The 25,715-nt window shown below is 66.7% G+C and carries 26 protein-coding genes and 1 pseudogene; 14 read left to right on the plus strand and 13 right to left on the minus strand.

What is annotated here, in order from left to right; all coding sequences use genetic code 11:
* Positions 1-213: 213 nt before the first annotated feature.
* The 4 genes from QU595_RS19965 (at position 214) to QU595_RS19980 (ending at position 5,321) form a co-directional block, all read left to right on the plus strand.
* On the plus strand, positions 214-507 hold the full coding sequence (locus QU595_RS19965; RefSeq protein ID WP_315925115.1) for a hypothetical protein: 294 nt from the start codon (positions 214-216) through the stop codon (positions 505-507).
* A gap of 121 nt (positions 508-628) precedes the next feature.
* A complete protein-coding gene (locus tag QU595_RS19970) occupies positions 629-2,902 on the plus strand; it encodes a transglycosylase domain-containing protein (RefSeq protein WP_315925117.1) in 2,274 nt (757 codons plus the stop codon).
* A 397-nt stretch (positions 2,903-3,299) separates the two neighbouring features.
* The gene (locus QU595_RS19975) at positions 3,300-4,490 is read left to right on the plus strand and encodes an MFS transporter (protein WP_315925119.1); all 1,191 of its coding nucleotides are present in this window, start codon (positions 3,300-3,302) and stop codon (positions 4,488-4,490) included.
* A gap of 81 nt (positions 4,491-4,571) precedes the next feature.
* On the plus strand, positions 4,572-5,321 hold the full coding sequence (locus tag QU595_RS19980; protein ID WP_315925121.1) for an SDR family oxidoreductase: 750 nt from the start codon (positions 4,572-4,574) through the stop codon (positions 5,319-5,321).
* 89 nt (positions 5,322-5,410) lie between these two features.
* On the opposite strand, the gene QU595_RS19985 is transcribed toward QU595_RS19980, so the two are convergent.
* Positions 5,411-5,860, minus strand: a complete 450-nt coding sequence (locus tag QU595_RS19985) for a host attachment family protein (protein WP_315925123.1) — start codon at positions 5,858-5,860, stop codon at positions 5,411-5,413.
* A gap of 411 nt (positions 5,861-6,271) precedes the next feature.
* Here QU595_RS19985 and cysG point away from each other — a divergent pair, with 411 nt between their 5' ends.
* The 5 genes from cysG to QU595_RS20010 are packed head-to-tail and all read left to right on the plus strand — an operon-like array spanning position 6,272 to position 11,067.
* Positions 6,272-7,720 (plus strand): siroheme synthase CysG, encoded by a 1,449-nt coding sequence (cysG, locus tag QU595_RS19990; protein ID WP_315925125.1) that lies wholly within the window; start codon positions 6,272-6,274, stop codon positions 7,718-7,720.
* Entirely contained in the window at positions 7,717-8,022 is a 306-nt protein-coding gene (locus tag QU595_RS19995; protein ID WP_315925127.1) for a DUF2849 domain-containing protein, read from the plus strand. The genes cysG and QU595_RS19995 overlap by 4 nt, the downstream gene beginning before the upstream one ends.
* A 37-nt stretch (positions 8,023-8,059) precedes the next feature.
* Entirely contained in the window at positions 8,060-9,730 is a 1,671-nt protein-coding gene (locus QU595_RS20000) for a nitrite/sulfite reductase (protein ID WP_315925129.1), read from the plus strand.
* Entirely contained in the window at positions 9,705-10,469 is a 765-nt protein-coding gene (locus tag QU595_RS20005) for a phosphoadenylyl-sulfate reductase (RefSeq protein ID WP_315925131.1), read from the plus strand. Before QU595_RS20000 ends, QU595_RS20005 begins: the two co-directional genes overlap by 26 nt.
* A 49-nt stretch (positions 10,470-10,518) precedes the next feature.
* Complete coding sequence (locus QU595_RS20010) at positions 10,519-11,067, plus strand: DUF934 domain-containing protein (protein ID WP_315925133.1); 549 nt, start codon at positions 10,519-10,521, stop codon at positions 11,065-11,067.
* 8 nt (positions 11,068-11,075) lie between these two features.
* Here QU595_RS20010 and QU595_RS20015 read toward each other — a convergent pair whose 3' ends face one another.
* On the minus strand, positions 11,076-11,285 hold the full coding sequence (locus QU595_RS20015) for a hypothetical protein (RefSeq protein WP_315925135.1): 210 nt from the start codon (positions 11,283-11,285) through the stop codon (positions 11,076-11,078).
* Positions 11,286-11,501: 216 nt separating this feature from the next.
* Between QU595_RS20015 and grpE the strand changes: the two genes are divergently transcribed.
* The gene (grpE, locus tag QU595_RS20020) at positions 11,502-12,140 is read left to right on the plus strand and encodes a nucleotide exchange factor GrpE (protein ID WP_315925137.1); all 639 of its coding nucleotides are present in this window, start codon (positions 11,502-11,504) and stop codon (positions 12,138-12,140) included.
* Positions 12,141-12,325: 185 nt separating this feature from the next.
* Complete coding sequence (locus QU595_RS20025) at positions 12,326-12,958, plus strand: trimeric intracellular cation channel family protein (RefSeq protein WP_315925139.1); 633 nt, start codon at positions 12,326-12,328, stop codon at positions 12,956-12,958.
* Positions 12,959-13,025: 67 nt separating this feature from the next.
* Here the strand turns inward: QU595_RS20025 and QU595_RS20030 are convergent, their stop codons facing one another.
* From QU595_RS20030 to sppA, 11 genes and pseudogenes are all read right to left on the minus strand, one after another.
* Complete coding sequence (locus QU595_RS20030; protein ID WP_315925141.1) at positions 13,026-13,397, minus strand: MmcQ/YjbR family DNA-binding protein; 372 nt, start codon at positions 13,395-13,397, stop codon at positions 13,026-13,028.
* 10 nt (positions 13,398-13,407) lie between these two features.
* Entirely contained in the window at positions 13,408-14,214 is an 807-nt protein-coding gene (locus tag QU595_RS20035; RefSeq protein WP_410000542.1) for a GNAT family N-acetyltransferase, read from the minus strand.
* A 257-nt stretch (positions 14,215-14,471) separates the two neighbouring features.
* On the minus strand, positions 14,472-16,748 hold the full coding sequence (locus QU595_RS20040) for a response regulator (RefSeq protein WP_315925145.1): 2,277 nt from the start codon (positions 16,746-16,748) through the stop codon (positions 14,472-14,474).
* 81 nt (positions 16,749-16,829) lie between these two features.
* Positions 16,830-17,819 carry an MDR family oxidoreductase gene (locus QU595_RS20045; protein ID WP_315925147.1) on the minus strand — a complete coding sequence of 330 codons (990 nt, stop codon included), beginning with the start codon at positions 17,817-17,819 and terminating at the stop codon, positions 16,830-16,832.
* Positions 17,820-17,873: 54 nt separating this feature from the next.
* Complete coding sequence (gene lspA, locus QU595_RS20050) at positions 17,874-18,356, minus strand: signal peptidase II (RefSeq protein ID WP_315925149.1); 483 nt, start codon at positions 18,354-18,356, stop codon at positions 17,874-17,876.
* On the minus strand, positions 18,353-19,213 hold the full coding sequence (locus QU595_RS20055) for an RNA methyltransferase (RefSeq protein WP_315925151.1): 861 nt from the start codon (positions 19,211-19,213) through the stop codon (positions 18,353-18,355). The genes lspA and QU595_RS20055 overlap by 4 nt, the downstream gene beginning before the upstream one ends.
* A gap of 278 nt (positions 19,214-19,491) precedes the next feature.
* Positions 19,492-20,454 (minus strand): annotated as a pseudogene (locus tag QU595_RS20060) (hypothetical protein); the annotation flags it as partial.
* Positions 20,455-20,478: 24 nt separating this feature from the next.
* On the minus strand, positions 20,479-21,453 hold the full coding sequence (locus tag QU595_RS20065) for an ornithine cyclodeaminase family protein (protein WP_315925154.1): 975 nt from the start codon (positions 21,451-21,453) through the stop codon (positions 20,479-20,481).
* Positions 21,454-21,546: 93 nt separating this feature from the next.
* The gene (locus QU595_RS20070) at positions 21,547-21,882 is read right to left on the minus strand and encodes a DUF1049 domain-containing protein (protein ID WP_315925156.1); all 336 of its coding nucleotides are present in this window, start codon (positions 21,880-21,882) and stop codon (positions 21,547-21,549) included.
* A gap of 57 nt (positions 21,883-21,939) precedes the next feature.
* Positions 21,940-22,224 carry an integration host factor subunit beta gene (locus QU595_RS20075; RefSeq protein ID WP_315925158.1) on the minus strand — a complete coding sequence of 95 codons (285 nt, stop codon included), beginning with the start codon at positions 22,222-22,224 and terminating at the stop codon, positions 21,940-21,942.
* Positions 22,225-22,301: 77 nt separating this feature from the next.
* Entirely contained in the window at positions 22,302-23,255 is a 954-nt protein-coding gene (gene sppA / locus QU595_RS20080) for a signal peptide peptidase SppA (RefSeq protein ID WP_315925160.1), read from the minus strand.
* Between the two features lie 225 nt (positions 23,256-23,480).
* Between sppA and lptC the strand changes: the two genes are divergently transcribed.
* The 3 genes from lptC to lptB are packed head-to-tail and all read left to right on the plus strand — an operon-like array spanning position 23,481 to position 25,629.
* The gene (gene lptC, locus QU595_RS20085) at positions 23,481-24,206 is read left to right on the plus strand and encodes an LPS export ABC transporter periplasmic protein LptC (RefSeq protein WP_315925162.1); all 726 of its coding nucleotides are present in this window, start codon (positions 23,481-23,483) and stop codon (positions 24,204-24,206) included.
* Positions 24,193-24,819: an LptA/OstA family protein gene (locus QU595_RS20090; RefSeq protein ID WP_315925164.1), complete on the plus strand. Its 627-nt coding sequence runs from the start codon at positions 24,193-24,195 to the stop codon at positions 24,817-24,819. Before lptC ends, QU595_RS20090 begins: the two co-directional genes overlap by 14 nt.
* Positions 24,820-24,828: 9 nt before the next feature.
* Complete coding sequence (lptB, locus tag QU595_RS20095; RefSeq protein WP_315925702.1) at positions 24,829-25,629, plus strand: LPS export ABC transporter ATP-binding protein; 801 nt, start codon at positions 24,829-24,831, stop codon at positions 25,627-25,629.
* Positions 25,630-25,715 lie beyond the last annotated feature (86 nt).

The raw sequence follows: 25,715 nt of genomic DNA on the forward strand, positions 1-25,715 counted from the left end.
ACACGGCATACCAGGGCGGGCTCACGCGTCCTCCTTCCGGCGACCGGATCGGCATTTTCCGCACCGTCGGCCGCGCTTTCGCGTGTGGCCGATAGAGATGCGCGCAACCGCTTGCGGCCACACGCGCCGCGCCGGCATCCGGGCAGCGCATCGCCGCCAGCCGGCCCAAAAGCTCCATCGGCGTACCGCTTTACCGGTTCCGGACGTGGTGAAATGCGCAATCTCGTGATCTCGTTCAACATAGTTTCGGTCGTTGCCATCTTGGTGATCTTGCCGTTCACCTTCTATGTCGGCGTGTGGGGATTGCTCGGCCCGGCTTATGGCCGGCCGCAGGACGCGGCTTTCGGGCTGCTGATCATGGCGGCGCCGATCCTCGTCACCATATTGTGCGTCTACCTGTCCTTGCGCGCCATGCGTCGCGGCTCGCCCTCCGCGCTCATCATATCGCTGCTCCCGCTCGGCGTGGCGGTTTTCGGCTTCGCGGCCCTCGTCTCGTTCATGAACTGATGTCTTAGGCGATTGTCCGTGATTCCGGCGGCGTGGCGGTGCGCTTGCTTAACCCGCCCTTAAATCGCCGCATCTAATGTCCAGTCGGGACGCCATTGGCATCGGGACGGCAACACAGCATATGGCGAGCCGCAACAGGGACAAACGCATCGAGCCCAGCTTCGAGGGACCGGCGGGCGCGGACTCCTCGGACAGCTTCTCGGTGCGGGAAGAGGATCGCGTCGTGCCCGCCAACCGCAAGGCTCCCGCAAAGCGCAAATCCGCCAAGGCCAAATCGAAGGGCGGCCGCGGCCGTCGTGCGCGCAGGCGCGGCCTGCTCGGTCTGCTGACGCGCGGCGTCTACTGGTGTTTCGTGCTGGCCATCTGGGGCGGCATCGCCGCCGCCGGCGTCGTCGTCTATTACGGCGCCAAGATGCCGGCGGCCACGACCTGGTCCATTCCCGACCGCGCCCCCAACATCAAGATCGTCTCGGTGGACGGCCATCTCATCGCCAATCGCGGCATGAGCGGCGGCGAGGCCGTCAGCCTCAAGCAGATGTCGCCCTATATTCCGGAAGCGGTCGTGGCCATCGAGGACCGGCGCTTCTATTCGCATTTCGGCGTTGACCCGATCGGCCTGGCGCGCGCCATGGTCACCAACCTACTTGGCGGCCATTTCAGCCAGGGCGGCTCGACGCTGACCCAGCAGCTGGCCAAGAACCTGTTCCTGACGCCGGACCGCACGCTGGAACGCAAGGTGCAGGAGGTTCTTCTGGCGCTTTGGCTGGAGCACAAGCACACCAAGGACCAGATCCTCGAAATGTACCTCAACCGGGTCTATTTCGGCTCCGGCGCCTATGGCGTGGAGGCGGCCTCGCGGCGCTATTTCGGCAAGAGTGCGCGCGACGTCTCCCTGTCCGAGGCGGCGCTGCTGGCGGGCCTGCTCAAGGCGCCGTCGCGACTGTCGCCGGCGCGCGATCCCAAGGCCGCGGAGGAGCGCTCGCAACTGGTGCTGGCCGCCATGCGCGACGAGGGCGTGATCAGCGGCAAGGAAATGTCCAGCGCACTGAGCGCCCCGGCAACGCGCGCGCCTTCCTACTGGACGGGCTCCGAAAACTATGTCGCGGACACGGTAATGGAGGAATTGCCGGACCTGATCGGCGACGTGCGCGGCGACATCATCGTCGACACCACCGTCGATCTGGACCTGCAGAAGCTCGCCGAGAAATCAATCCGGCAGCTTATCGACCAGAACGGCAAGAAGCTCAATGTCAGCCAGGGCGCGCTGGTTTCCATCGACAATTCGGGCGCGGTGCGGGCCATGGTCGGCGGCTACGACTACGCCACCAGCCAGTTCGACCGCGCCTCCGAAGCGCGGCGCCAGCCGGGCTCGGCCTTCAAGCCCTTCGTCTATATGGCGGCCATGGAAGCCGGCCGCACGCCCGACAGCGTGCGCAACGACGCGCCGGTCAAGATCGGAAACTGGACGCCGACTAATTTCGGCGGGAAATATTACGGCAAGGTCACGCTGGCGACGGCGCTGGCAAAATCGCTGAATTCGGTGGCGGCGCAACTCACCATGGAAGTCGGGCCAGGCACAGTGGTGGAGGTCGCGCACCGCATGGGCATCGAGTCGCCGCTGCAGGCCAACACCTCCATCGCGCTCGGCACGTCGGAGGTGACGCCGCTGGAGCTGACATCGGCCTATGTGCCGTTCGCCAATGGCGGCTATCGGCCGCAAGTGCATTTCATCCGCCGCATCACCACCGCCGACGGCAAGCTGCTCTATTCCTACGACGGCGGCAGCGCGCCGCGCGTGGTCAGCACCCAGGTCGTCGGCATGATGAACTCGATGATGGCCGGTACGGTCGAAACCGGCGGCACGGCCAAGAAGGCGGCGTTCGGCTGGCCTTCCGCCGGCAAGACCGGCACCAGCCAGAACTCGCGCGACGCCTGGTTCGTCGGCTATACGGCCAATCTCACCACCGGCGTCTGGTTCGGCAATGACGACGGCTCGCCGATGAAAAAGGTCACCGGCGGCGCCCTGCCGGCGCAGGCCTGGCACGAATTCATGCTGGCCGCCCATGAAGGCGTGCCGGTGGCGCCGCTGCCGGGCACGTGGAAGTCCACGCCTTCCAACAACATCGTGCCGGACGAGATTCCCCCCGTCGACGTTCCTTCCGCCGGTGCTTCTCCGGCGCCTTCCGCGCCCGCTACCGCCACGGCGCCCGACCCTGCCGCGCCCGTGCCGCCGCGGGCCGTCGGCGCCGACCAGACGGTCGATGCCGACGGCTTCGGCATGCCGAGCGACCGCGGCACCACGGGCGGCATCAATCATCCGGTGCCGCCGGGCGACATCGGCGGCCCGCTGAAGAAGCGCACCACCTCCATCCTCGACATATTGAGCGGCGGCTGAGGTTGCGGCCGGGTCAGCCGGCCGTACAGAACAAATCGAAATGCGGCCAGCGATCCAGATCGCCGGCTTTCAATTTCTCTCCCTTCAGGGCGACATAAGGTTCTGCAGTTCCAATTCGAAGGACAGGACGCGATAGCCATATGTCCTGGGCCGCCCCCGCAAACCGAGTGCGACGATGGCTGCGATATTCAAGAGCCTTTGGCGGGCCAGCGTCCGGCAATCCACTTTCCCCAGAAGCTCGGCGGGTCCAGTTTCCCATTTGCCGGATGCGGTGATACGCTGCCATCGAGGGATAACCGAAGCTCAGCCTCGAAACCCCGCACGCGCAACGCGGCCGTGCCGGGCAGGCGACATCCGACCTCCCGCGCATGGCCGGCCATGCATTGGGGAGAGCAGGATGGGCTTCGCCGTATATCTTCTGGCGCTGGCGACCTTCGCCACAGGAACCGCTGAAAACATCGTCATCGGCATTCTGCCGGACGTCGCCGCCGGCCTCGGCGTGCCGGTGGCTCTGGCCGGACAATTGACGGCCGTTTTCTCCATCACCTTCGCGCTGACCGCGCCGTTGGCACTGATGCTGACCAGGCACATGCGGCGCAAGCACATGCTTGCGGCGGCGCTTGTGCTGTTCATCGCCAGCAATTTTCTGGCGGCAGCCAGCCAGCACTTCTGGGTGCTGTTCGCCGCGCGCGTCGGCATGGCCGCCGCCAGCGCGACCGCCTGCCTGGTCGCCACGATGCTGGCGACGGAAGCGGTCAGCCCCGATATGCGCGGGCGGGCGATCGGCGTCATCTTCATGGGCGTGAGCGGCTCGCTCGTGCTCGGCGTGCCGGTGGGCATGGTGATCTGCGACCTGTTCGGCTGGCGAAGCGTGTTCGTCGCGCTGGCGCTGCTGGCCGGCTTCGTGCTCGCGGTCTGCCATTTCGTCGTGCCGTCAGCGGATGCGCGTTCGCCGGCCGAAAGCGGCTATGCACGGCATCTGTCGGCACTGCCGCTCGTCTGCGCGCAGCTTGTGTCGATCCTGATGATCGGCGGCCATTTCGTGCTGTTCGCATATCTGGCGCCCTATATTGCCGGCGTGGTCGGCGTCGAGGGCAGGGGTCTCGTCCTGGCTTTCGTCGCCTTCGGCGTCGCGGGCGTTTCAGGCGGCTATCTCGGCGGACTTCTGTCCGACCGGCTCGGGCCGCGCGCGGCGCTGCTTCTCACGCCGCTGGCCTATCTCGCCGCGCTGCTGGCGATCCCGGCTGTCGCCGGTGCCGGCATCCTCTTCTTCGCGGTGATGATGGCGTGGGCGTGCATAAGCTGGATGATCTCGCCGGTGGTGCAGAACTTCCTCATGGCGACGGACCCGCAGACGGCCGCGGCCGGCGTCAGTTTGAACCTCTCGGCCATGCATGTCGGCGTCGGGCTGGGCACGGCGGCCGGCGGCGCGCTGCTCGGGCCGTTGCCGCTGCAGGCGCTGCCCTGGGCCGGATCGATGCTGGCCGCGCTGGCTGTGGTGTCGGCCGCCATGGCCTTCCGCGGAACGGGGAAGGGTAGCGCAGAAAGCGTCGATGCCATGCGGGACGCGCCGGTGGAATTGCAGTAGGGTGCCGTGGCCGGGACATAGTGCCACGGCACTCGCCAGCGCCCCGGCGTTCGGCTACATGTGCCGCCGGAGGCCGAAACCATGGCGCAGACGGATTCAAGAAAAACCATCGTCCTGACGGGCGCGAGCCGCGGCATCGGCCATGCCACCGTCAAGCGCTTCTCGCGCGAGGGCTGGCGCGTCATCACCTGCTCGCGACAGGCCTTCACGCAGGATTGTCCCTGGCCGGCCGGTCCGGAAGACCATATCCAGGTCGACCTTGCCGATCCGGAGGACGTCGGCATCGCCGTTTCCGAAATCCGCCATCGGCTGGAGGCGCATGGCGGACAGCTTCACGCGCTGGTCAACAATGCCGGCATCTCGCCGAAGCTCGACGACGGCAGCCGCATGAATTCCATCGACACGCCCATGCATGTATGGCGCGACGTGTTCCAGGTGAACTTCTTCGCGCCCATCATGCTGGCGCGGGGGCTGTTCAAGGAACTGGCGGCGGCCAAGGGCGCCATCGTCAACGTCACGTCGATTGCCGGTACACGCGTCCATCCCTTCGCCGGCACCGCCTACGCTACGTCGAAGGCGGCGCTGGGTTCGCTGACGCGCGAAATGGCGCATGATTTCGGGCCGCACGGCATCCGCGTCAACGCCATCGCACCGGGCGAGATCGACACCGCGATCCTGTCGCCCGGCACGGAGAAGATCGTGCAGACCATCCCGCTGCGGCGGCTCGGCACGACCGCGGAAGTGGCCGACATCATCTTCTTCCTGTGCTCGGACCAGGCCGCCTACGTGGCTGGATCGGAAATCCACATCAACGGCGGCCAGCACGTCTGAAAGCATGCCGCCCGAAAGCGGAAGCAGCTTCAATACAAGGCGCGTCATCTCATGCGGCGCGGATCTGATACGACCTGTGCCGAAGAGCTTCAGGCGCGCAGTATCTCCCCGATGTCCCAGACCGGGCGGTTGGTCAGCGTCTTGGCGATCTCGGCCCTGATCCTGTCCGCCACTTCCTTGTGCAGTTTCTTGCGCATCTCGCCCAGAACCTGAGGCGGCGCCACCAGCACCAGTTCGTCGAAGGCGCCGCGATGGGCGTTCTTGTAGAGCCGCTCCGCCACCTCGTCGGCGAAGCGCTCCTTGCCCAGCCTGTGCCAGTCGGTTTCGCCGAATGCGCTCTTGTGCGCGGTCGGGCCGTCGCTGTAGCGGCCGGGCCGCTCGGCGCCCTGCTGGCGCGTGGGCGGGTTCTCCTGCTCCATTTCCTGCACCACGCGGAAGTCGGGATGTTGCACGTCGCCGTGATTTTCGAGGAACAGCGCCTTCTCGCCATCGGCCACGACCACCCACAGCCCGTGTTTCAGCATGATGAGGTCGTTCATGGCCTGCTCCTTTCCGTCAGCAAATCAAGCGCGCGCGAACGGGTTCGCACGCCCGCCTGAAAAACGCCCGCGGACAGCGGACGTTCCAAGCTTCCTGAACCAAAGCCAGTCGTCGTGACGTCGGTGCCGCGCAAAGATACGGGAGAGCACCTGCTGCGGTTTAATATACTAAATCTATAGACTTTTAGAAAGTTGTGCCTGCCCGACCCGCCGAAATGCAGGCGTGACGACCACCGATCCCCGGCTTTTTGCACATCCGATCCGGGTGCGGGGCAAAAGTGGAATGATTTTCTCTCCGCCTTCGCGCTTTCGCAAAAGCGATTGCCTGCCATGAAAGGCCGCGCGAGTGCGTTTCTTCTGGTTTTTTGCGCCTGCGAATAGAAATGCCTGTCCACTCAGGATTTTGCCGCAATGCCGCATGCCGCGCACAAGCTCAACGCTTTTCCCATCTTCCTTCGGGTCGAGGGGCAGGTCGTGGCCATCGTCGGCGATGGCGAGGAGGCTCTTGCCAAGGCACGGCTGATCGGCCAGTCGGCTGCCGCGCTGCGCATCGTCGCGGCGGCGCCCGCGCCCGCGCTGGCGGCCTTCATCACCGAACATGGCGCCGACCATGTCCAGGCCGGCTACGCGCGCGAGCATATAGAAGGCGCTGCGATGGTGTTCGCCGCTTCGGGCGATGCCGCGCTCGATGCCCGCGTGTCGGAAGATGCGCGGCAACTGGGCATTCCCGTCAACGCCGTGGACCGGCCGGAACTGTGCGACTTCTTCACGCCGGCGCTGGTCAACCGCGCGCCCGTGGCCGTCGCCATCGGCACAGAGGGTGCGGGGCCGGTGCTGGCCCAGATGATCCGCGCCCGCATCGACCGCATGCTCGCGCCTTCGCTCGGGCCGCTGGCCGCGCTCGCGGCTTCCTTCCGCGACGCCGCGGAGAAGCTGCTGCCCAGGGGCGTCGCCCGTCGCCGCTTCTGGGGCGAGTTCTTCGCCGGCGCCCCGGCGCGAGCCATGGAAACGGGAAATGTTTCGCTGGCGCATGACGCGGCCGCGAAGCTGCTTGCCGCGAATGCCCCGGTTCGCGGCCATATCGCGCTCGTCGGTGCCGGGCCGGGCGCGGAAGACCTGCTTACGCTGCGCGCGCAGCGCCTGCTGATGGAAGCCGACGCCATCGTCCATGACGCGCTGGTGCCGGAGGCGGTCGTCGCCATGGGCCGCCGCGATGCGGAGCGCTTTCCCGTCGGCAAGCGCAAGGGCTGCCACTCCAAAAGCCAAGACGAGATCAACGCCTTGCTGGTGCGCCTCGGCCGCGAAGGCCGCCGCGTGGTGCGGCTGAAGGGCGGCGACCCGCTGGTGTTCGGCCGCGCTGGTGAGGAAATGGCCGCGTTGCGTGAAGCCGGCATCTCCTACGAGGTCGTACCGGGCGTCACCGCCGCCTTTGCCGCCGCGGCCGATTTCGAACTGCCGCTGACGCTGCGCGGCGTCACCTCGTCGCTGGTCTTCACCACCGGCCACGACCTCAAGGGCGGCTCGCTGCCGGATTGGGCGAGGCTCGCCATCTCCGGCGCGACGGTGGCCGTCTATATGGGCCGTTCGGTGGCTGCCGATGTCGCCGGCCGGCTGATCGATGCGGGCCTGTCGCCCGACACGGCCGTGGCGATCGTCGAGAACGCCAGCCTGGCAGGCCGCCGCCGCTTCCACGGCACGCTGGCCGACCTGCCTTCCCTGGCCGGCCGCGACGACCTTTCCGGTCCGGTCATGACCATCATCGGCGACGCCGTCGCCGGCGCCAATTTCGACCGTTCCGAGCCGCTCGCGGCCCATCGTCATCAAGGCGCGGCACGCGCCGCAGAAGGAGTGCTTTCATGAAGATCCTGACCGCCAATCGTCTCTGCGACGGCGAGGCCGTGTGGTACTCCCACGGCCGCTGGGCGGAAGTCATCGACAATGCCGATCTCGCCTCCGACAAGGAGACCGAGGCAAGGCTGGAGGCGATCGGCGCAGCCAGCCTCGCCGCCAACGAAGTTATCGACGTCGCCCTCATCGACGTGGCGCTGGTGGACGGCGCCATCGAGCCGCTGCGGCTGCGCGAGAAGATCCGTGCCTCGGGTCCCAGCAATCGCAACGATCTCGGCAAGCAGGCGCGTCCGGAAGCAGCAAGGGCGGCCTGAAGGCAGAACGCGCCAAGGCGCACGGGAAGGCAAAGACATGTACCGCTACGACGAGTTCGACCACGAATTTGTGAAGGCCCGCGTCGCCCAGTTCACCGACCAGGTGGAACGCAGGCTGGCCGGCGAGATCACGGAGGACCAGTTCCGGCCGCTGCGGCTCATGAACGGCGTCTACCTCCAGCTCCACGCCTACATGCTGCGCATCGCCGTCCCCTACGGCACGCTGAACTCGCGGCAGTTGCGCATGCTTGCCCATATCGCGCGCAAATACGACAAGGGCTACGGCCATTTCACCACGCGCCAGAACATCCAGTTCAACTGGCCGGCGCTGTCCGACATTCCGGCGATCCTGGCCGATCTGGCCAGCGTCGAGATGCACGCCATCCAGACCAGCGGCAATTGCATCCGCAACGTCACGGCCGACCATTTCGCCGGCGCGGCCGCCGACGAGGTAGCCGATCCGCGTCCCTATGCCGAAATCCTGCGGCAATGGTCGTCGGTGCATCCCGAATTCTCCTACCTGCCGCGCAAGTTCAAGATCGCGGTGACGGGGGCCGAGCGCGACCGCGCCGCCATCCAGACCCATGACATCGGCCTGCACCTGAAAAAGAACGAGAAGGGAGAGCTTGGCTTCGCCGTCTATGTCGGCGGCGGGCAGGGGCGTACGCCGCTGGTGGCCAAGAAGATCCGCGACTTCCTGCCGGAAGAACAGTTGCTCGCCTACTGCACGGCGATCCTGCGCGTCTACAACCTGCATGGCCGCCGCGACAACAAGTACAAGGCCCGCATCAAGATCCTGGTGCACGAGACCGGCCTGGAGGAATTCGCGCGTCAGGTGGAAGCCGAGTGGCAGGCGCTGAAGGACGGCGAGCTGAAGCTGCCGGAAGCCGACATCAAGGCCATCGACGCCTATTTCGCGCCCCCGGCACTGTCCGACCGGCCGGAAGGGGACGAGGCGGTGAAGGTGGCAAGGCTCGATTCGCGCAGCTTCGGCGAATGGCTGAACCAGAACGTCACCACGCACCGCCACCCCGACTATGCCGCTGTGACGATTTCGCTGAAGGCCATCGGCGAAGCGCCGGGCGATGCCAGCGCCGAGCAGATGGACGTGGTGGCCGACCTCGCCGAACGCTACGCCTTTGACGAGTTGCGCGTCAGCCACGAGCAGAACCTGATCCTGCCGCATGTGGCGCGCGCCGATCTCAAGGCGATCTACGACGTGTTGGCGCAGAACGGGCTGGCGACGGCCAATTCCGACCTCATCACCGACATCATCGCCTGCCCCGGCCTCGATTATTGCGCGCTGGCCAATGCCCGCTCGATCCCGGTGGCGCAGGCGATCTCGCGCCGCTTCGCCGATCTGGAACGGCAGCTCGACATCGGCGAGCTGAAGCTCAAGATCTCGGGCTGCATCAATGCCTGCGGCCATCACCATGTCGGCCATATCGGCATTCTCGGCGTGGAGAAGAAGGGCTCGGAACTTTACCAGGTGACGCTGGGCGGCTCCGCCGACGAGAACACCTCGGTCGGCGAGATCGTCGGCCGCGGCTTCGGGCCGGACGAGATCACTGACGCCATCGAGACGATCGTGGAGACCTATCTGGCCATCAGGCTCGACCGCAACGAGCGTTTCATAGACGCCTACCGCCGCGTCGGCGCGAAGCCGTTCAAGGAGGCGCTCTATGCTGACGAAGCCAAGGCCGCTTGAGGACACGCGGCCGGTCGAGGCCGGCATCGAGGCGCGGGCGGCCGGGCTGGACGCGCTTTACGGGCATCTTGCGCCGCAACAGGTGATCGAGCGCGCCGCGACCGAGCTGTTTTCCGGGGCGATTGCGGCGGTCTCCTCGTTCGGGGCCGATTCGGCGGTGCTGCTGCACATGATCGCCGAGGTGGACAAGCGCCTGCCGGTGGTCTTCCTGGACACCGGCAAGCATTTCGAGGAAACGCTGCATTATCGCGATGCGCTCGCGGCCGATTTCGGCCTGACCGACATCCGGATCGTCGAACCGGACAGGACGGCGCTGGCCAGCGTCGATCCGGCCGGCAAGCTGCACCAGACCGACACGGACGGCTGCTGCCATGTGCGCAAGGTCGAGCCGATGGCGCGGGGCGTCGCGCCCTTCCAGGCGTGGTTCACCGGGCGCAAGCGCTTCCAGGCGGCCACCCGCGCGGCGCTGCCCGTGTTCGAGGCGGTCGGGCCGCGTATCCGCATCAACCCGCTGGCGCGCTGGACCACGGCCGACCTTGCCGACTACATGCGCGCACATGCGCTGCGGGAAAACCCGCTGGTGGCCTATGGCTACCTCTCCATCGGCTGCTTTCCCTGCACGCAGCCGGTGAAACCCGGCGAGGACGCGCGCAGCGGCCGCTGGGCCGGCAAGGCCAAGACCGAATGCGGCATCCACCTTTCGGGGCTGGAACGGTCGCTGACGGATGCCTCGCTGTAACCGATCTTCACTGGAAACCGACGCGATAATAAGCCATATGCTTGCCCTCATGACCGAGACAAAGCCCGAAGCCGCCGCCGTGCCCGCACAGCGCCTGTGGACCCGCGAAGGATTCCGCGAGGACGAATGGACCCATGCCGAAAGCGCCGAGGCGCTGGCCGGCAATGGCCGCTTCATCCTGCCGCTGAAGGCGTTCCTCGAAATCGATCCGGCCGAGCGCAAGCTGGCGCGGGACCGGATCGGCGTCGTGCTGCAACCCGGCGAACCGCTCGATGCCATCGCAGGCCTGCTCGGCGAATTGGCGCTGGTGGCGCTGGCCTTCCCGGCCTTCAGCGACGGGCGCTCCTTCTCCAAGGCCGAGCTTCTGCGCGGCCGCCATAACTACACCGGGCCGTTGCGCGCCGTCGGCCAGGTGCTGGTCGACCAGTTGCCGCACATGCTGCGCGTCGGCTTTGACGAGTTCGAGATTTCCAATCCGGTGCTGCTGAAGCGGCTCGAGGAAGGCCGGACCGACGGCCTGCCGCTGTTCTACCAGCCCTCGGCCGTCCCCGCCGGGAAGGCGGGCGGCTATTCCTGGCGGCGCGTGCCGACGAACTGAACGGGATGTTAGCCGCGGCTGCGATGGCCGGGTTCGACGTTTTCGAGCCGCTCGAGCAGCGTCTTCATGTGCTCGGGCAAGTCGCTGACGACCTTGAAGGCGGGCATGCCGCGTAGGAAGCGGCGGGTCATGCGGTCCGTGGCCTGCCGGCGAATGTCGCCGGAAAGGGCTTGGTCGTCCGGAGGTTTGGCCGGTTTCTTCCTGGCTGTTCGGGTCATGGTTCCAAAATCCTGTGTTGGTCTTTGAAACTCCGCCTGACAGAAATCGTTCCTGTAACGGCGCGCCGATGCAAGCCGGCAATGAAGTCAGGGTAAAATTTGAATTAATTCCGAGATAACCGGAAAGACGCTACAGATGGTCCGCCCCTTGATTTTTGGGCGCCGAACCTCGATATCGGGCGCAAAATCCGAACCATCGACATGACGGGAAATGGCATGAGCGACCAGGCAAAAAACGAACGCGCGCCCGAGGACATCGAGGCCACGGAAGCGAAAGCCGCGGGCGAACGCGCCGAGGGCAGCGTCGGCGACGACTATGAGGCGCTGGTCCGGCTGCTCAAGGAAAACGAGGAACTGAAGGACAAGACGCTGCGCGCCGCCGCCGACATGGAAAATCTGCGCCGCCGCGCCGCGCGCGACGTGCAGGACGCGCGGGCCTACGCCATCGCCAATTTCGCCCGCGACATGCTGTCCGTGTCAGACAATCTGCGGCGCGGGCTGGACGCGGTGAGCGACGAGGCGCGGGCGGCCGGCGGCCAGGCGCTGAACAGCCTGATCGAGGGCGTCGAGATCACCGAGCGCGCCATGCTTTCGGCGCTGGAGCGGCACGGCGTGAAGAAACTCGCCCCGGAGGGCGAGAAGTTCGATCCGAATTTCCACCAGGCTATGTTCGAGGTGCCGAACCCGGATGTGCCGGACCAGACCGTGGTGCAGGTGGTGCAGCCCGGCTACTCCATCGGCGAAAGGGTGTTGCGCCCCGCGATGGTCGGCGTGTCCAAGGGCGGGCCCAAAGCCGCCGCCGAGAAGCCGGCCGAACCCGGCCCGGTGAACCGGCAGGCCGAAAAGGACGCCTGAGGCAAGGCGACAGGGCGATAGATCAGGGCAGGGCAGGGAAGAACCCTGCCCGGCTGCCACTATCTCTAATCGGATAAGCTCGGCAGATGTGGGCACGGGGTAGGCTGTTCCTTGCCCGCAACCTCTTGTGCTTTGGCCGCGATTGGACGACCTTCCCGCAGTCCTAGCTCTTGCCTCGCCGATCCATGCCCCTGGTCACGCTCCTCGACTATGCCGGAGTCGCCGTTTTCGCGGCCACGGGCGCGCTTGCGGCTTCGCGCAAGCAGCTCGACATCATCGGCTTCCTGTTCCTGGCCAGCGTCACCGGCATCGGCGGCGGCACGTTCCGCGATCTGATCCTCGGCGTTCCGGTGTTCTGGGTGGCGAACAGCTTCTATGTGGTGGTTTGCGCGGCCGTGGCGGTGCTGGTGTTCTTCGGCGCGCACCGCGTCGAATCCCGCTACAGGCTGCTCTTGTGGCTGGACGCCGTCGGACTTGCGGCCTTTGCGGTGATCGGCGCCGCCAAGGGGCTCGCGCTGACCGGCTCGCCGACGGTTTCCATCGTCATGGGCATGTTGACGGCGGCCTTCGGCGGGATATTGCGCGACCTCCTGGCAGGCGAGCCGTCCGTGCTGCTGCGGCCTGAAATCTATGTCACGGCAGCCCTTGCGGGAGCCGCGGTCTATACGTTCGGCGTTCTGGCCGGCCTGCCTGTGCCGGCCTGCTACGTGGCCGGCTTCCTCAGCGCCTTGATCGTGCGGGGCGGCGCGCTTCGCTACGGCTGGTCGTTTGCGCGCTACAAGAGCCGGCCCGGCCGACGGCCGGAGGATATCCCGTAGGCGCCATCCCTTCCGCAGCCGTTTTCCCGGTTCTGCCGCCCGGTTTCAACGGGAACAGGTGGGCTGTTCAGCCGCCGTCCGAAGGCCTTCGGGCGGCCAGCCAGGCTTTCGTCAGCTTATTCGGTGCCTGTTGAAGCCAGATGCGTTCCAGACGGTGTCGCAATTCGCCCTCGCCGATCCTGTCCAGCCTGACCAGGAGCGCGGGCCAGCCCTTATAGTGGTCTGTCTCGAAATAGAGGTCGGGTGCGCTCTCGAGCAGCAGTTCCTTCTCGTCCAGCGGGCACACCAGGACGGCGGTATCGGCATCCTTCACGCGGGCAATCAGCTTCTTGCCGACCTTGAGGGCCGGCGTGCCGTAGGAGGTGCCTTCGACCACTTCGGGAAGGTCGCGGGCGGCGGCCCGCAGCCTGTCGAGTGCCGTGTCGAGGCTGCCTGGCATCGGATGATGCCTAAGCCGCGAAACGCTGGGCCTCGCCGCTGTAATAGTTGATGTAGCGGCTGCCGATGGAAGTGACGGGCAGGACCACGAACACGTCCACGGTGGAGAAGTCATGGTCGACGACGCAGCCGTCGCCTATGCGGGCGCCTAGCCTCAGATAGCCCTTGACCAGCGGCGGCATGGCCGCGATGGCGGACTTGGCGCTGACGGCCTCGATCGGCATCAGGTCCATGGCGCAATAACGGCCGGGAACCGCGCGCACGTCCCATGGCGGCGTCGCCCGGCAATGATGCGCCAGATAGGTCAGCGCCTCCGCATGGGCGGCCGGCACCGTGCCCGGGAAGGAGGCGCAGCCGGTCATCACGTCGATTTCGTAATGGTTGATGTAGGCCCAGATGCCCTGCCACAGCGCCTCGATGGTGCGCTTGGAGCGGTATTCCGGCAGCACGCAGGAGCGGCCGAGTTCAAGGAAGCGCAGGCCCGGATGGCGCGCGACCAGCCGTGCGAGCTCGAATTCGTCCTGCGAATAGAAGCCGCCCGATGCGTCGGCCGATTCCTGCCTGAGCAGCCGGTAGGTGCCGACGATGCGGGCGTGCTCTGGGCCGGGCAGGGCGGTGTCGAAGACCAGCAGGTGATCGCATACGGGATCGAATCGGTCGGCGTCGCGCCGGTCCAGCGCCTTGAGGCCGCCGCCGGCGCCCAGTTCGTCGTAGAACACCCGGTAGCGGACTTCCTGGGCGGCCGCGATCTCGGCCTGGTTGCAGGCAAGGCGTACTTCCAGGCTGCCGATTCGGCCCAGCGGCGCACCGGCCAGCATGCCTTCGATCTTGTGGCCCTGGAGCACGGCGGTGCCGGCGGTCGATTGGCGCTCGCCTTGCGGCATCGCTGTTTGCACGAGTGATTCTCCTTCGAGCCATCCCTCTGCGCGCGGGATACGATGGCGGTGCAACAGGATTGTGACAGTACCGTGATAGACCGTGATGGGCAATAGTTCGCTGGCCAGGCGTAACCGGATCGCCGGCGCCGGAGGGCGAAAGGGCACATGCGAGGCGACCAGCAGGGCCGCGGCCTCGCTCAGGCGGCGGCGCGATCCTGCACCGCGCGCACCAGTGCCTGCGGGTCGAGCGGCTTGGTGACGAAGCCGCTGGCGCCGTGGGCGAGCACGGCGTGACGGGTCTTTTCCTGGCTGTCGGCCGACAGCACCATGATCGGCACCGGCGGCGTGCCGTTTTCCTCCTCATGGCGCCGGATCGCCGCGATGGCGTCCAGGCCGTCCATCAGGGGCATGTGCAGGTCCATCAGCACCACGTCGTAGCGGGTGTTTCCCGCAGTGGTGACGGCCTCGACGGCGGCCTTGCCGTTGTTCACCACCTCCACTTGATGCCCGGCTTTGGTGAGGGTGGCGCGCGCCAGCATGGCGTTGATGTCGTTGTCCTCGGCGATCAGCACCGACAGGCCGGTTTGCGCGCGGCGCTGCGTGCTCTCGGGCGAGCCTCCGGCCGAATCGGCGCGCGACAGCGCGCCGGTGCGGCCGGCCACCAGCACGCGCAGCAGCGTTTCGCCGCGCACGGGCCGGGCCAGGAAGGTGGCGTAGCCATTGGCGCGGAATTCGGCCAGCGAGCCGCGGTCGGAAGGCGCGATCAGCGTCACCGCCTCGCACTCGGCGAAACCGGATTGGCGCAGGCGTTTCAGCAGCCGCCCGTCGTTTTGCTCCATGGCGGCATCCACCAGAAGCACGTCGCAACCCTGCGCCAGCTTGGCCGCCTGGGCCGCAGTGGCCGCCGTCTCCGCCGTGCCGCCATAGGCGCGGACGGTGCGGGCGATGGCCTCGGCTTCCATGGTGTTGCGCGACAGGATCACGGCATGGCGACCCGCCAGCAGGGTTTCGCGGCCGAAGGGCGGCTCCGTCGCGGCGCGGACGGGAAGCTCGAAGACGAATTCCGAACCTTCGCCCAGCGCGCTCGACACCGTGAGGCTGCCTTCCATGGCGGCCACGAGCCGCCGCGAGATGGCGAGGCCGAGGCCTGCGCCCCCATGCGGGCGGGTGGAGGTGCCGTCGGCCTGCTCGAACTCCTCGAAGATGCGCTCCATGTCGTCCTCGCGCATCCCCGGCCCGGTGTCGGCCACCGCGAAGCGCAGGCGGTCGCCCTTTTCGGTGCGCCGGCGCGAGATGCTCAGCAGCACGCCGCCGGTTTCGGTGAACTTGATGGCGTTGCCGATAAGGTTCAGCAGCACCTGCCGCATCCGCCCCGGGTCGGCCTCGATGATGTCGGGCACGTCGGGCTCGACATGGCAGCCGAGGCCGATCGCCTTGGCGAAGGCACGGGCCGAAAGCAGCTCCACCACATTGTCGGCCAGTTCGCGCGGCGACATGGGCTGCGGCTCGGGCGTGAAGCGGCCCGCCTCGATCTTGGAATAGTCGAGCAGGTCTTCGATCAGCGCCAGCAGCGCGCTGGCGGAGGTGGAGACGGCGCCGACATAGGTGCGCTGCTCGGGCGTCAGCTTGGTGTCGGCCAGAAGCTTGGCCATGCCCATGATGCCGTTCATGGGCGTGCGGATCTCGTGGCTGACGGTGGCGAGGAAGCGCGATTTGGCCTGGCTGGCATATTCGGCGCGTTCGCGCGCTGTGATCAGCGAGGATTCGGCGCGCTTGCGCGCCGTGATGTCGCGCGCGATGGCGCGGTGGGAAACCGCGCCGCTGTCCTTGTCGCGCACGGACAGTTCTATCCAGGAGTACCAGCGCGGGCCGTCCGGCGTGCGGATGGCGACATCGGTGGAACTGAGGCAATCGCTGTCGGAGAAGGCCGCGTCCGGCACTATGCCCACCTCGATGCCCAGCTCGCTCAGCGTCCGGTCCGGCAGGTCGCGCGGGTCCATGCCGAGCACCGCGGCGAACACCTTGTTGGCATAGACGATGCGGCCGTTGCGGTCGCGGTGCACGACGAGGTCGCCCAGCGCATCGATCAGGCCGCGGAAGCGCTCCTCGCTTTCCTGCATCTCCCACATGCGGTCGGCCATGGTTTCCAGTTCGGCGCGACTGCGGGCCGTGCTCTGGCCGAGCAACAGCGTGGCATGGTTTTCGGCGCGGCGCATGCGCAGGTAGAGCCCAAGGCCGGCAAGTCCGGTCGCCAGCAGGCCCGCCGCGATGAAGGGCGGCGCGCCGGTGAGTTGCGACAGCCCCGCCAGCACCACAACGGCGACGAAGGTCAGGAAGGCCAGCTTCTCGCGCCAGCCGCGGCGCGGCAGTTCGGGCACCAGCGGCGGAGCCTCGATGCTGGCGCGCGCGGGAGCGGCGGCAGGTCGCGCCCACACGCCTTCAGGGTCCTGCCTCGTGCCGGTCTGCGCCATCATGCGCAAGACCCTGCCAGACAGACCTTAGGGAAGCTTTGGACGGAATGCTCGAATTTTACCGGTTTTTCGCGTTTTCGCGGCCTACATGTCCACCACCACGCGGCCACGGATCCTGCCTTCCACGATGTCGCGGGCGGCCTCGACGATCCCGTCGAAGTGGATGGTCGTCGAAAGCGCCTTCAGCTTTCCGAGGTCGAGATCGGTGCCGATGCGCTTCCAGGCTTCCAGGCGCAACGCCTTGGGGGCCATCACCGAATCGATGCCGAGCAGGGAGACGCCGCGCAGGATGAAGGGGGCGACGGTCGCGGGAAGGTCCATGCCGCCGGCCAGCCCGCAGGCGGCGACCGCGCCGCCGTAGGAGGTCATGGACAGCACGTTGGCGAGCGTCGTGGAACCGACCGCGTCGACGCCGCCGGCCCAGCGTTCCTTGCCCAGCGGCTTGCCCGGCCCGGAAAGCTCCTCGCGCGAGATGATCTCGGCCGCGCCCAGTCCGGTGAGGTAGGCGCTTTCGGCACCGCGTCCCGTTGACGCGATCACGTGGTAGCCGAGCTTGGACAGGATGGCGACCGCCACGGAGCCGACCCCACCAGCCGCGCCCGTCACCACCACCGGCCCGCGCCTGGGAGGGATGCCGTGGCGTTCCAGCGCCATGACCGACAGCATGGCCGTATAGCCGGCGGTGCCGACCGCCATGGCGTCATGCGGGCTCATGCGGTCCGGAAGCGGCACCAGCCAGTCGCCGTTGACGCGGGCGCGGCCGGCATAGGCGCCGTAATGCGTCTCGCCCACGCCCCAGCCGTTCAGGATGACCTTGTCGCCCTCGTGCCAGTCCGGATGGGAGGAGGACAGCACCGTGCCGGCGAAGTCGATGCCCGGCACCAGCGGCCAGCGCCGCACCACCGGGCCCTTGCCGGTTATGGCCAGCCCGTCCTTGTAGTTGACCGTGGTCGCCTCGACGGCAACGGTCACGTCGCCTTCCATCAGGTCGGCTTCGGTCAGTTCGGTCACCGCCACGGACTGCTTCTTGTCCTCGTCGCGGGAAACCAGGATGGCTTTGAAGGTGTCTGGCATTTTTTCTCCTCGCCGCCGCGCGCGGGCAAAGTTTGCGACCCCTTGCCGGCCGGGTCAATCGTCCGAAGGTCGCGGTTCGCGGCGCCAGGCGACGAATTCGTCCAGCAACACCAGCCCCGCACCCACGGTGATGAAGGCGTCGGCGAGGTTGAACACGGCGAACGACCAGACCGGCGTGTGGAACAGGATATAGTCGATGACGTGGCCGTAGACGGCACGGTCGATGAGATTGCCAAGCGCGCCGCCGACGATCAGCGCGAAGCCGATGCGCGCAATCACCTGACCGGGCGCGGTGCGCACGGCCAGATAGAGCACGAAGCCCACCACCGCCACCGCCACCGCGATCAGGCCGATATCGCCCAGCGAGGACAGTATCGAGAAGGCGATGCCGGTATTGTAGGTGCGGTAAAGCGCCAGGAAGGGCAGGAGGTCCACCGGCTGCTGCAATTCGAGCCGGGTTTCGACCAGTTGCTTGATCCATTGGTCGAGGAGAATGGCGGCGACGGCAAGCAGTCCGTAGGGCAATATCCGTCTCAAGCCTGCACCGCCTCCAGCTTCAGCGCGCCGCGCCGGATCTCGTAGAGCATCACGCCGGTCGCCACCGCAAGGTTCAAGGAATCCGCGCGGCCGGCCTGCGGGATGCGCAGCAGCTTGTCGCAGCTTGCGGCGAGGTCGTCCGGCAGGCCCTGCTGCTCGTTGCCCATCAAAAGCAGCACCGGCCGGTTGCCGAATGGAACCGAGCGATAGTCCACCGCGCCCTTCAGGTGCGTGCCGACGGCGAGGCCGGGAAAGCCCTTGCGCCAGGCCAGGAACTGCTCGGCGGTAGCCCTGGCCACCGGCACGGCGAAGACCGAGCCCATGGTGGCGCGCACCGTCTCCACGGCGAAGGGATCGGTGGTGTCGCCCACGAGGATGACGCCCTTGGCGCCGACCGCGTCCACAGTGCGCATCACCGTGCCCAGATTGCCGGGATCGCGCACCCGGTCCAGCGCCACCCAGACGTCTCCTCCCTGGGGGCCTTCCTTCGGGCGGATGTCCTTCAGCGCCACGTATTTCTGCGTGAAGACGCCCACCACCATTTGCGGATTGTCGCGCCGGGTGATGGCGGAAAGCACCTTTTCCGACACTTCCAGCACCGTGCCGCCGGCCGCCACGGTGCGAGCCGCCACTTTCTCTACTGTCGGATTGCCGAGCCCGGCCTTGGCGAAGACCAGCGTCTTGATCTGCCAGCCGAGGTCGAGCGCGTCGATGACGAGCTTGAGCCCCTCCGCCATGAAAGCATGCTGCTGGTCGCGGAATTTCTTCAGCGCCAGCGCCTTGATGTCCTTGACCAGCGGGTTGGCGAGGCTGGTGACCTCCTTCACCCGGCCGACGGCGCGGTGCTGCTCGTTCATTTGGCCACCCATCTGGAAAACAGTGAAGTGGAAAGCGCCCGGCCGGCGGATTTCTCGCGGATGATGAGTTCGCCGGATTCCACGCGCCCGCCCATGCCGGCGAAGGTGTCGCGCATCAGGGCGTGGATGGCGAAGAAGGAAGCGCGGATCGAATAGGCGGTCAGCACCACGGCGAGCGGCTTGGGGGTCAGGATCGAACGGCAGATGTCGGCCAGCGCCGGCAGGTGTTCGAACAATTGCCAGACCTCGCCCTTCGGCCCGCGCCCATAGGCCGGCGGATCGAACAGCACGATGTCGTAGCGGGAGCCGCGGCGTTCCTCGCGCTCGGCGAATTTCATCGCGTCCTCGACGATCCAGCGGATCGGCCTGGTCATAAGCCGGGCGATCTCCTGGTTCTCGCGCGCCCAGCCTATGGCCTTCTTCGAGGCGTCGACATGGGTGACCTCGGCGCCGGCCCTGGCCGCGACCAGCGAGGCCAGGCCGGTATAGCCGAACAGGTTCAGCACCTTCACCGGGCGTCTGGCGTCGCGGATCAGCTCCGCCATGTGGTCCCAGTGCGAGGCCTGCTCGGGGAAGACGCCGACATGGCGAAAGGAAGTGAAGCGGCCGAGATAATCCAAGCCGTCATGCTGCATCGGCCATGTCTCGCCGAGCGGCTGCTTCGGGAAGCGCCAGCGGCCGATGCCTTCCTCGTCGGTATCGCCGGTGAAGACGGCGTCGGCGCGGTCCCATTCCTTCTCGGGCCATGCCGGTTGCCAGATCGCCTGTCCCTCCGGGCGCACGATGCGATAGGGGCCGTACTGCTCCAGCTTGCGGCCGTTGCCGCTGTCCAGCAGCGCGTAGTCGGCATTGGGCGCGACTTCGAGGATCAGCGGCAGCTTTTCCGCCGGCAGCGCGCCCTCGGGGCGGGAAAGTGGGCGCGGCGGTGCTTTTTCCTCGCGTTCGGCCCGGGGCTCCGGCCTGGACTCCGTCTGTCGCGCAGGCTTGTCGTGGCGCTCCGCCGAGGTGTCGTGGTGGTGCCGGCGGTCCTGCCGATCATCCCGCGGACGCGCTGCTTGCGCACCAGGGGGCTGGCGATCCCGTCCGCCTCGGTTCGGCCTGTCCCGGTCTCGGCTCTTGTCAGGGCGGTTGCCGCGCGTGGGTTTCAAGAAGGACGCTCCGCGTTTCGCGCTGCTTTTGGCATAGCGACCGGTACGGCGCAACTGCGAGGGCGGGGTTGCAAACGCGCCGATCCGGCTCATCCAGGGGGAACGGGCAAGGTACGTTCAGAGCCTGTGCTGCCTGAGCGCCTCATAGACCGCGATGCCGGCGGCGAGGTCCTCCAGCGCGGCGCCCACCGACTTGAACAGCGTGATCTCCTTGTTGCTCTCGCGGCCCTTCTTCGCGCCGCGCGCCAGTTCGAAAAGATCGGCAACGATGGCGTCCTGCTTCAGCACGCCCGAGGCGAGCGGTTGCACGATGTCGCCCGCCTCCTTGGTGGCGCCGGCGCGGGTATCGACATAGACGCGGGCGCGGGAGACGGTGTCGTCGTCGCTCTCGCGCAATTCCGGCGTGAAGCCGCCGACGAGATCGACATGCGCGCCGGGCTTCAGCAGCCGGCCCTTGACCAGCGGGACGGGCGAGATGGTGGCGCAGGAGATGATGTCGGCCTCGGCCAGTTCGGTGTCGAGGCTGGTCGCGGCTTCGGCCTTGAATCCGTCGGCCTGCAATTGCGTGGCGACCTTCTCGGCATTGGCATGGGTACGGTTCCAGATGCGGATCGTATCGATCGGCCGGATCGAGGCATGCGCCTTCGCCAGGAACGGCGCCAGCGCGCCTGCGCCGACCACCAGAAGGCGCGAGGCGTCCTCGCGGGCAAGCCAGGTCGCGGCCAGCGCGGAGGCACAGGCGGTGCGCCATTGCGTCAGCCTCTGCCCGTCGATGAGCGCCTGCGGCTCCCCGGTCGCGCCGTCGAGCAGCAGGTAGAGGCCCATCACCGCCGGCTTGCCGATGGCGTTGTTGTCGGGCGCGACGGTGACGATCTTGACGCCGATATGGCCGTCCTTCGAAGTGCCGGCGGCCTTGAAGTCGCCCCAGGCCGGCATCAGCAGCAGCGTGGCGTCGGCGCCGTCCGGCCGTTCGACCGTGTGATGGTGCCGGACGGGTTGCACCGCGCCCTTGGCGAATGCCTCGCGCAGGGTCTCGACGAGGCCGGGGAAGGTGAGCGCGCGGTCGACGTCGGCGGCCGAAATGGTCAGCATCGTGGTCTCCGTCGTGGTGCCAGGGTTTGTCGGGGAAAAGTGGAAGCCGATTTTCCCGAAAAGACAAACGAAATAAAGAAAACCGCGGCCGGGTCAGGCCAGCGGGCCGGGCGGCACGGGATTGGTCGGCGCGGGCGGCGGCGTGGCGGCGATGGCCTGGCGCAGGTTCTCCGCCTCGGCGCCACGCTGGCGCGCCAGCTTGCGGTAGCGGCCCTGCCTGAACCAGGTGACGGCACCGCCGATAATGATGCCGATCGCCAGCACCAGGAACAGCATGACGAAGAGCGGCAGGGTCACCGTCAGGGCCGGATTTCCGGGATTGAAGGGATCGAAGGTGAAGGCCACCAGTTCGCGATTGGCCACGGCCAGCGCGACCAGGATCACGGCCAGGGGCACGAAGACGACGATGAGCACGAAGCGGTTGAACATTAGCGTTCCTGTCGAGATGGGGTTCGTCGGAACCAGGTCCGAACCGCCTTGCCGGGCCTACTTGCTCCCGTTCAGCCTTTCGCGCAATTCCTTGCCGGTCTTGAAGAAGGGCACCCACTTCTCCTCCACCTCGACCGCTTCGCCGGTGCGCGGGTTGCGGCCGGTGCGCGCGGGGCGGTTCTTGACCGAGAAGGCGCCGAAGCCGCGCAACTCCACGCGATTGCCTTCGGCAAGAGCGTCCGTGATCTCGTCGAATATGGCGCCGACGATGTTCTCGACGTCGCGCAGGAACAGATGCGGATTGCGCGCGGCGATGATTTGCACAAGTTCGGACTTGATCATTCAGACGTCCCCGTGAAGCGCGGCGGTCAATTTATACGGATGATTTTATTTGGTTTTTCATTGAAAGCGGCAACCTGTCAAGGGTGCCAGAGCGAGACCAGACCGTCAAGGAACAAGCGGTCGGCGCCAAGTTCGCGCAGCAGGTCGCCGCTGTCCTCCGGCAGGCCGAGGGCGCGGGCGGCCATGCGCGCCAGCGAATTGGAGAAGAAATAGCTGTTGCCCTTGCTGCTCTTCCATTCCACCACCGTGAGCTTGGGGTCTACCCCCTTGGTGCCGAGCCAGGCCACGGCCTCGTCCTCGCCGCCGATCGCGTCCACCAGCTTGTTGGCCAGCGCCTGCCGGCCGGTGAAGATGGAGCCGTCGGCCAGCGCCAGCACCTGGTCGCGGCTCATGTGGCGGCGCTCGGCGACGATGCCGACGAACCAGTCGTAGCTGTCCATGATGAGCTTGCGAACCATCTCGCGGGCGGCGTCCGAGGTGGGCTTGAAGGGCGAGGGCTCGGCCTTCAGCGGCGAGGACTTCACCTCCTCCAGCTTGACGCCCAGCTTGTCCATCAGGCCGCTGATGTCGGGATACTGGATCAGCACGCCGATGGAGCCGACGATGGAGGTCTGGCGGGCCACGATGTGATCGGTGGCGCTGGCGATCATGTAGGCGGCGGAGGCGGCCAGCGATCCGACCTGCGTGACCACCGGCTTGTCGGCGGCCAGCTTGCGCACCTCGTCATAAATGAGCTCGCCGCCGGCCGTGGTGCCGCCGGGCGAATCGATGGCCAGAATCACGCCCTTGACCTGGGGTGACTTGCGGATCTTCTCCAGCCGTTCCACCAGCTCGTCGTTCTGGAAGATCGTGCCGTCGATCTGGACCTTGGCGATGTGGGCCACGGCGGTGCCGCCCGTATCCCCGCGGTAGAACCACGCCGAAGCCGCGATCACGATGGCCGCGACGATGAAGAGCGCCGCCACGCGCCAGAAGGTCAGCTTGCGCCGCAGGCGCCGGCGCTCGATCAGATCGTCTGCTCGGAAGGTCATGGGCGGCCTCGTCTGTTGCGTGTGCCTATGGTTCTAGAACATGCCTCAAGTCGCGGCCACCGGTTTGAGTTGCGGCGTAAGCGACATTTTTCCTCACTGCCGGCCGGAGACAGCCATGCTTCGGCGCAAAAGGCCATAGTTTTGCGGTTTTTCTTCGCTTGTGCTTGCTTGAGCGCGCTCGAATGCCGAACTATAGAGCGGCGAGCGGCTTAAAAAGGAAAACGCATGACGGCAACTGAAGCGCCGGGGACGGAGCTCCCCGAAGGGGATGTCGCTCCTGCGAAGACCGTGCAAGGCTCGCCGCGCGCCGTCGCCTTCGGCCGCGCCGAACGCCATTCGCGCCGGGTCCGTGTGATGAAACTAGCGCTGCCGCTGACGGCGGCGGTCATCGCCGTCGCTTTTCCGCTTTATTCCTATATGTCCGTTCCGCATTCGACTCCGGTCCAGGCCGACGGAAGCGCGTTCTCCAACGGCAAGCTGGTGATGGCCAATCCCAAGCTGGACGGCTTCACCAAGGAGAACCTGCCCTATTCGATGAGCGCGGTGCGCGCCATACAGGACGTCTCCAAGGAAAGCGTCATCCAGCTCGAAGGGATCGCCGCCAAACTGCCGATCTCCGCCGACAACATCGCGGCCGTCACCGCCAAGCACGGCGTCTACGATCGCGACAACAACACGATGCATCTCGACAAGGACTTCACCATCACCATGACCGATGGCATGGTGGCAAAGCTGAAATCGGCCTTCCTCGATATCGGCAAAGGGATTATGAAGACCGAAGATCCGGTGGACATCACCAGCAACGGAACGCATATCACGTCCGATGCGATGTCGGTCGGGGAACACGGCAAGGTGCTGGTCTTCGAGAACCGGGTGCGCGTCAACATCGATCCCGCCGCGGCGAAGAAGGCGGACAACGACAAGGGCGGAGAGCCGAATGCAGTCCAGTAATTCGATGCGGCTCCTCGCGGCAGCCGCCATGCTGGCTTTGGGGGCGGGGGCGGCGTTCGCGCAGACGGGCGGCACCACCAACATGTCCAACCTGAAGCTCAGCAACGACAAGCCGATCCAGATCGAGAGCGACAAGCTCGAGGTCCACCAGAACGAGAACCTGGCGATCTTCACCGGCAATGTCAGCGTGGTGCAGGGGCCGACGCTGATGAAGGCCGGCGTCATGAAGGTGTACTACACCAAGCAGGCCAAGGACGCCGAATCCAAGAACGGACAGCAGGCGAACGCCTCCACGGCCGCTTCCAGCCCTGCGGGCAACGCCGCCATGCCCGGTTCCGGCGACATCGACCATATCGAGGTGGACGGCAAGGTCTACCTGAAGTCGGACAACCAGGTCGCGACCGGCGATCGCGGCACCTTCGACATGAAGAGCCAGATCATGGTGCTTTCCGGCGAGAAAGTGGTGCTTTCCGACGGCGACAATGTGCTGGTGGGCTGCAAGCTGACGGTTCAGACCCAGACCGGGCTCGCGCAGGTGGACAGCTGCGGCAAGGGCGGACGCGTGATGATGTCCATCTCGCCGGATTCCCAGAAGAACCAGAAGAAGCCCTGACCGGTGACGATGGGGTTTGCCAAACGGACGGCTTCGGAGCCGGCGGCGCCTGCTACGGTGACGGCCGGGACCGACAAGGCCAAATTCAAGGGCACGCTGATCGCCCGGGGCCTGACCAAGAGCTACAAGGGCCGAAAAGTGGTCAGCGGCGTGTCGCTCGGCGTGCGCGCGGGCGAGGCCGTCGGCCTGCTCGGCCCCAACGGCGCCGGCAAGACCACCTGTTTCTACATGGTGACCGGTCTGGTGCCGGTGGACGAGGGCACCATCGAGATCGACGGCTTCGACGTGACCTCGATGCCGATGTACCGCCGCGCCCGGCTCGGCGTCGGCTATCTGCCGCAGGAGGCGTCGATCTTCCGCGGCCTCAGCGTGGAGCAGAACATCCGCGCCGTCCTGGAAGTGGTGGAGAAAAGCCGCAAGGAGCGGGAGAAGAATCTCGACGCGCTGCTCGAGGAATTCCACATCACCCATCTGCGCAAGGCGCCGTCCATCGCCCTGTCGGGCGGCGAGCGGCGGCGGCTGGAGATCGCCCGGGCGCTGGCCAGCCGGCCGGCCTACATGCTGCTGGACGAGCCCTTCGCCGGCATCGATCCCATCGCGGTGGCCGACATCCAGCAGCTCGTGCGGCACCTGACGGCGCGCGGCATCGGCGTGCTCATCACCGACCATAATGTGCGCGAGACCCTGGGTTTGATCGACCGCGCCTACATCATCCATGCCGGCCAGGTGCTGACCCACGGCCGCGCCGAGGAGATCGTGGCCAATGCCGACGTGCGCAGGCTCTATCTCGGCGAGGCGTTCACGCTCTGAGACAGGCTTTGCATCGGCGCGCGACTTACGTTGTGCGGCTTTGCATTGCCGCCCGGCTTGACAAGCAAAAGCCGGGCCAGTTTCAT

The sequence above is a fragment of the Mesorhizobium sp. SP-1A genome (genome assembly GCF_032460275.1).
Taxonomy (GTDB): Bacteria; Pseudomonadota; Alphaproteobacteria; order Rhizobiales; family Rhizobiaceae; genus Mesorhizobium.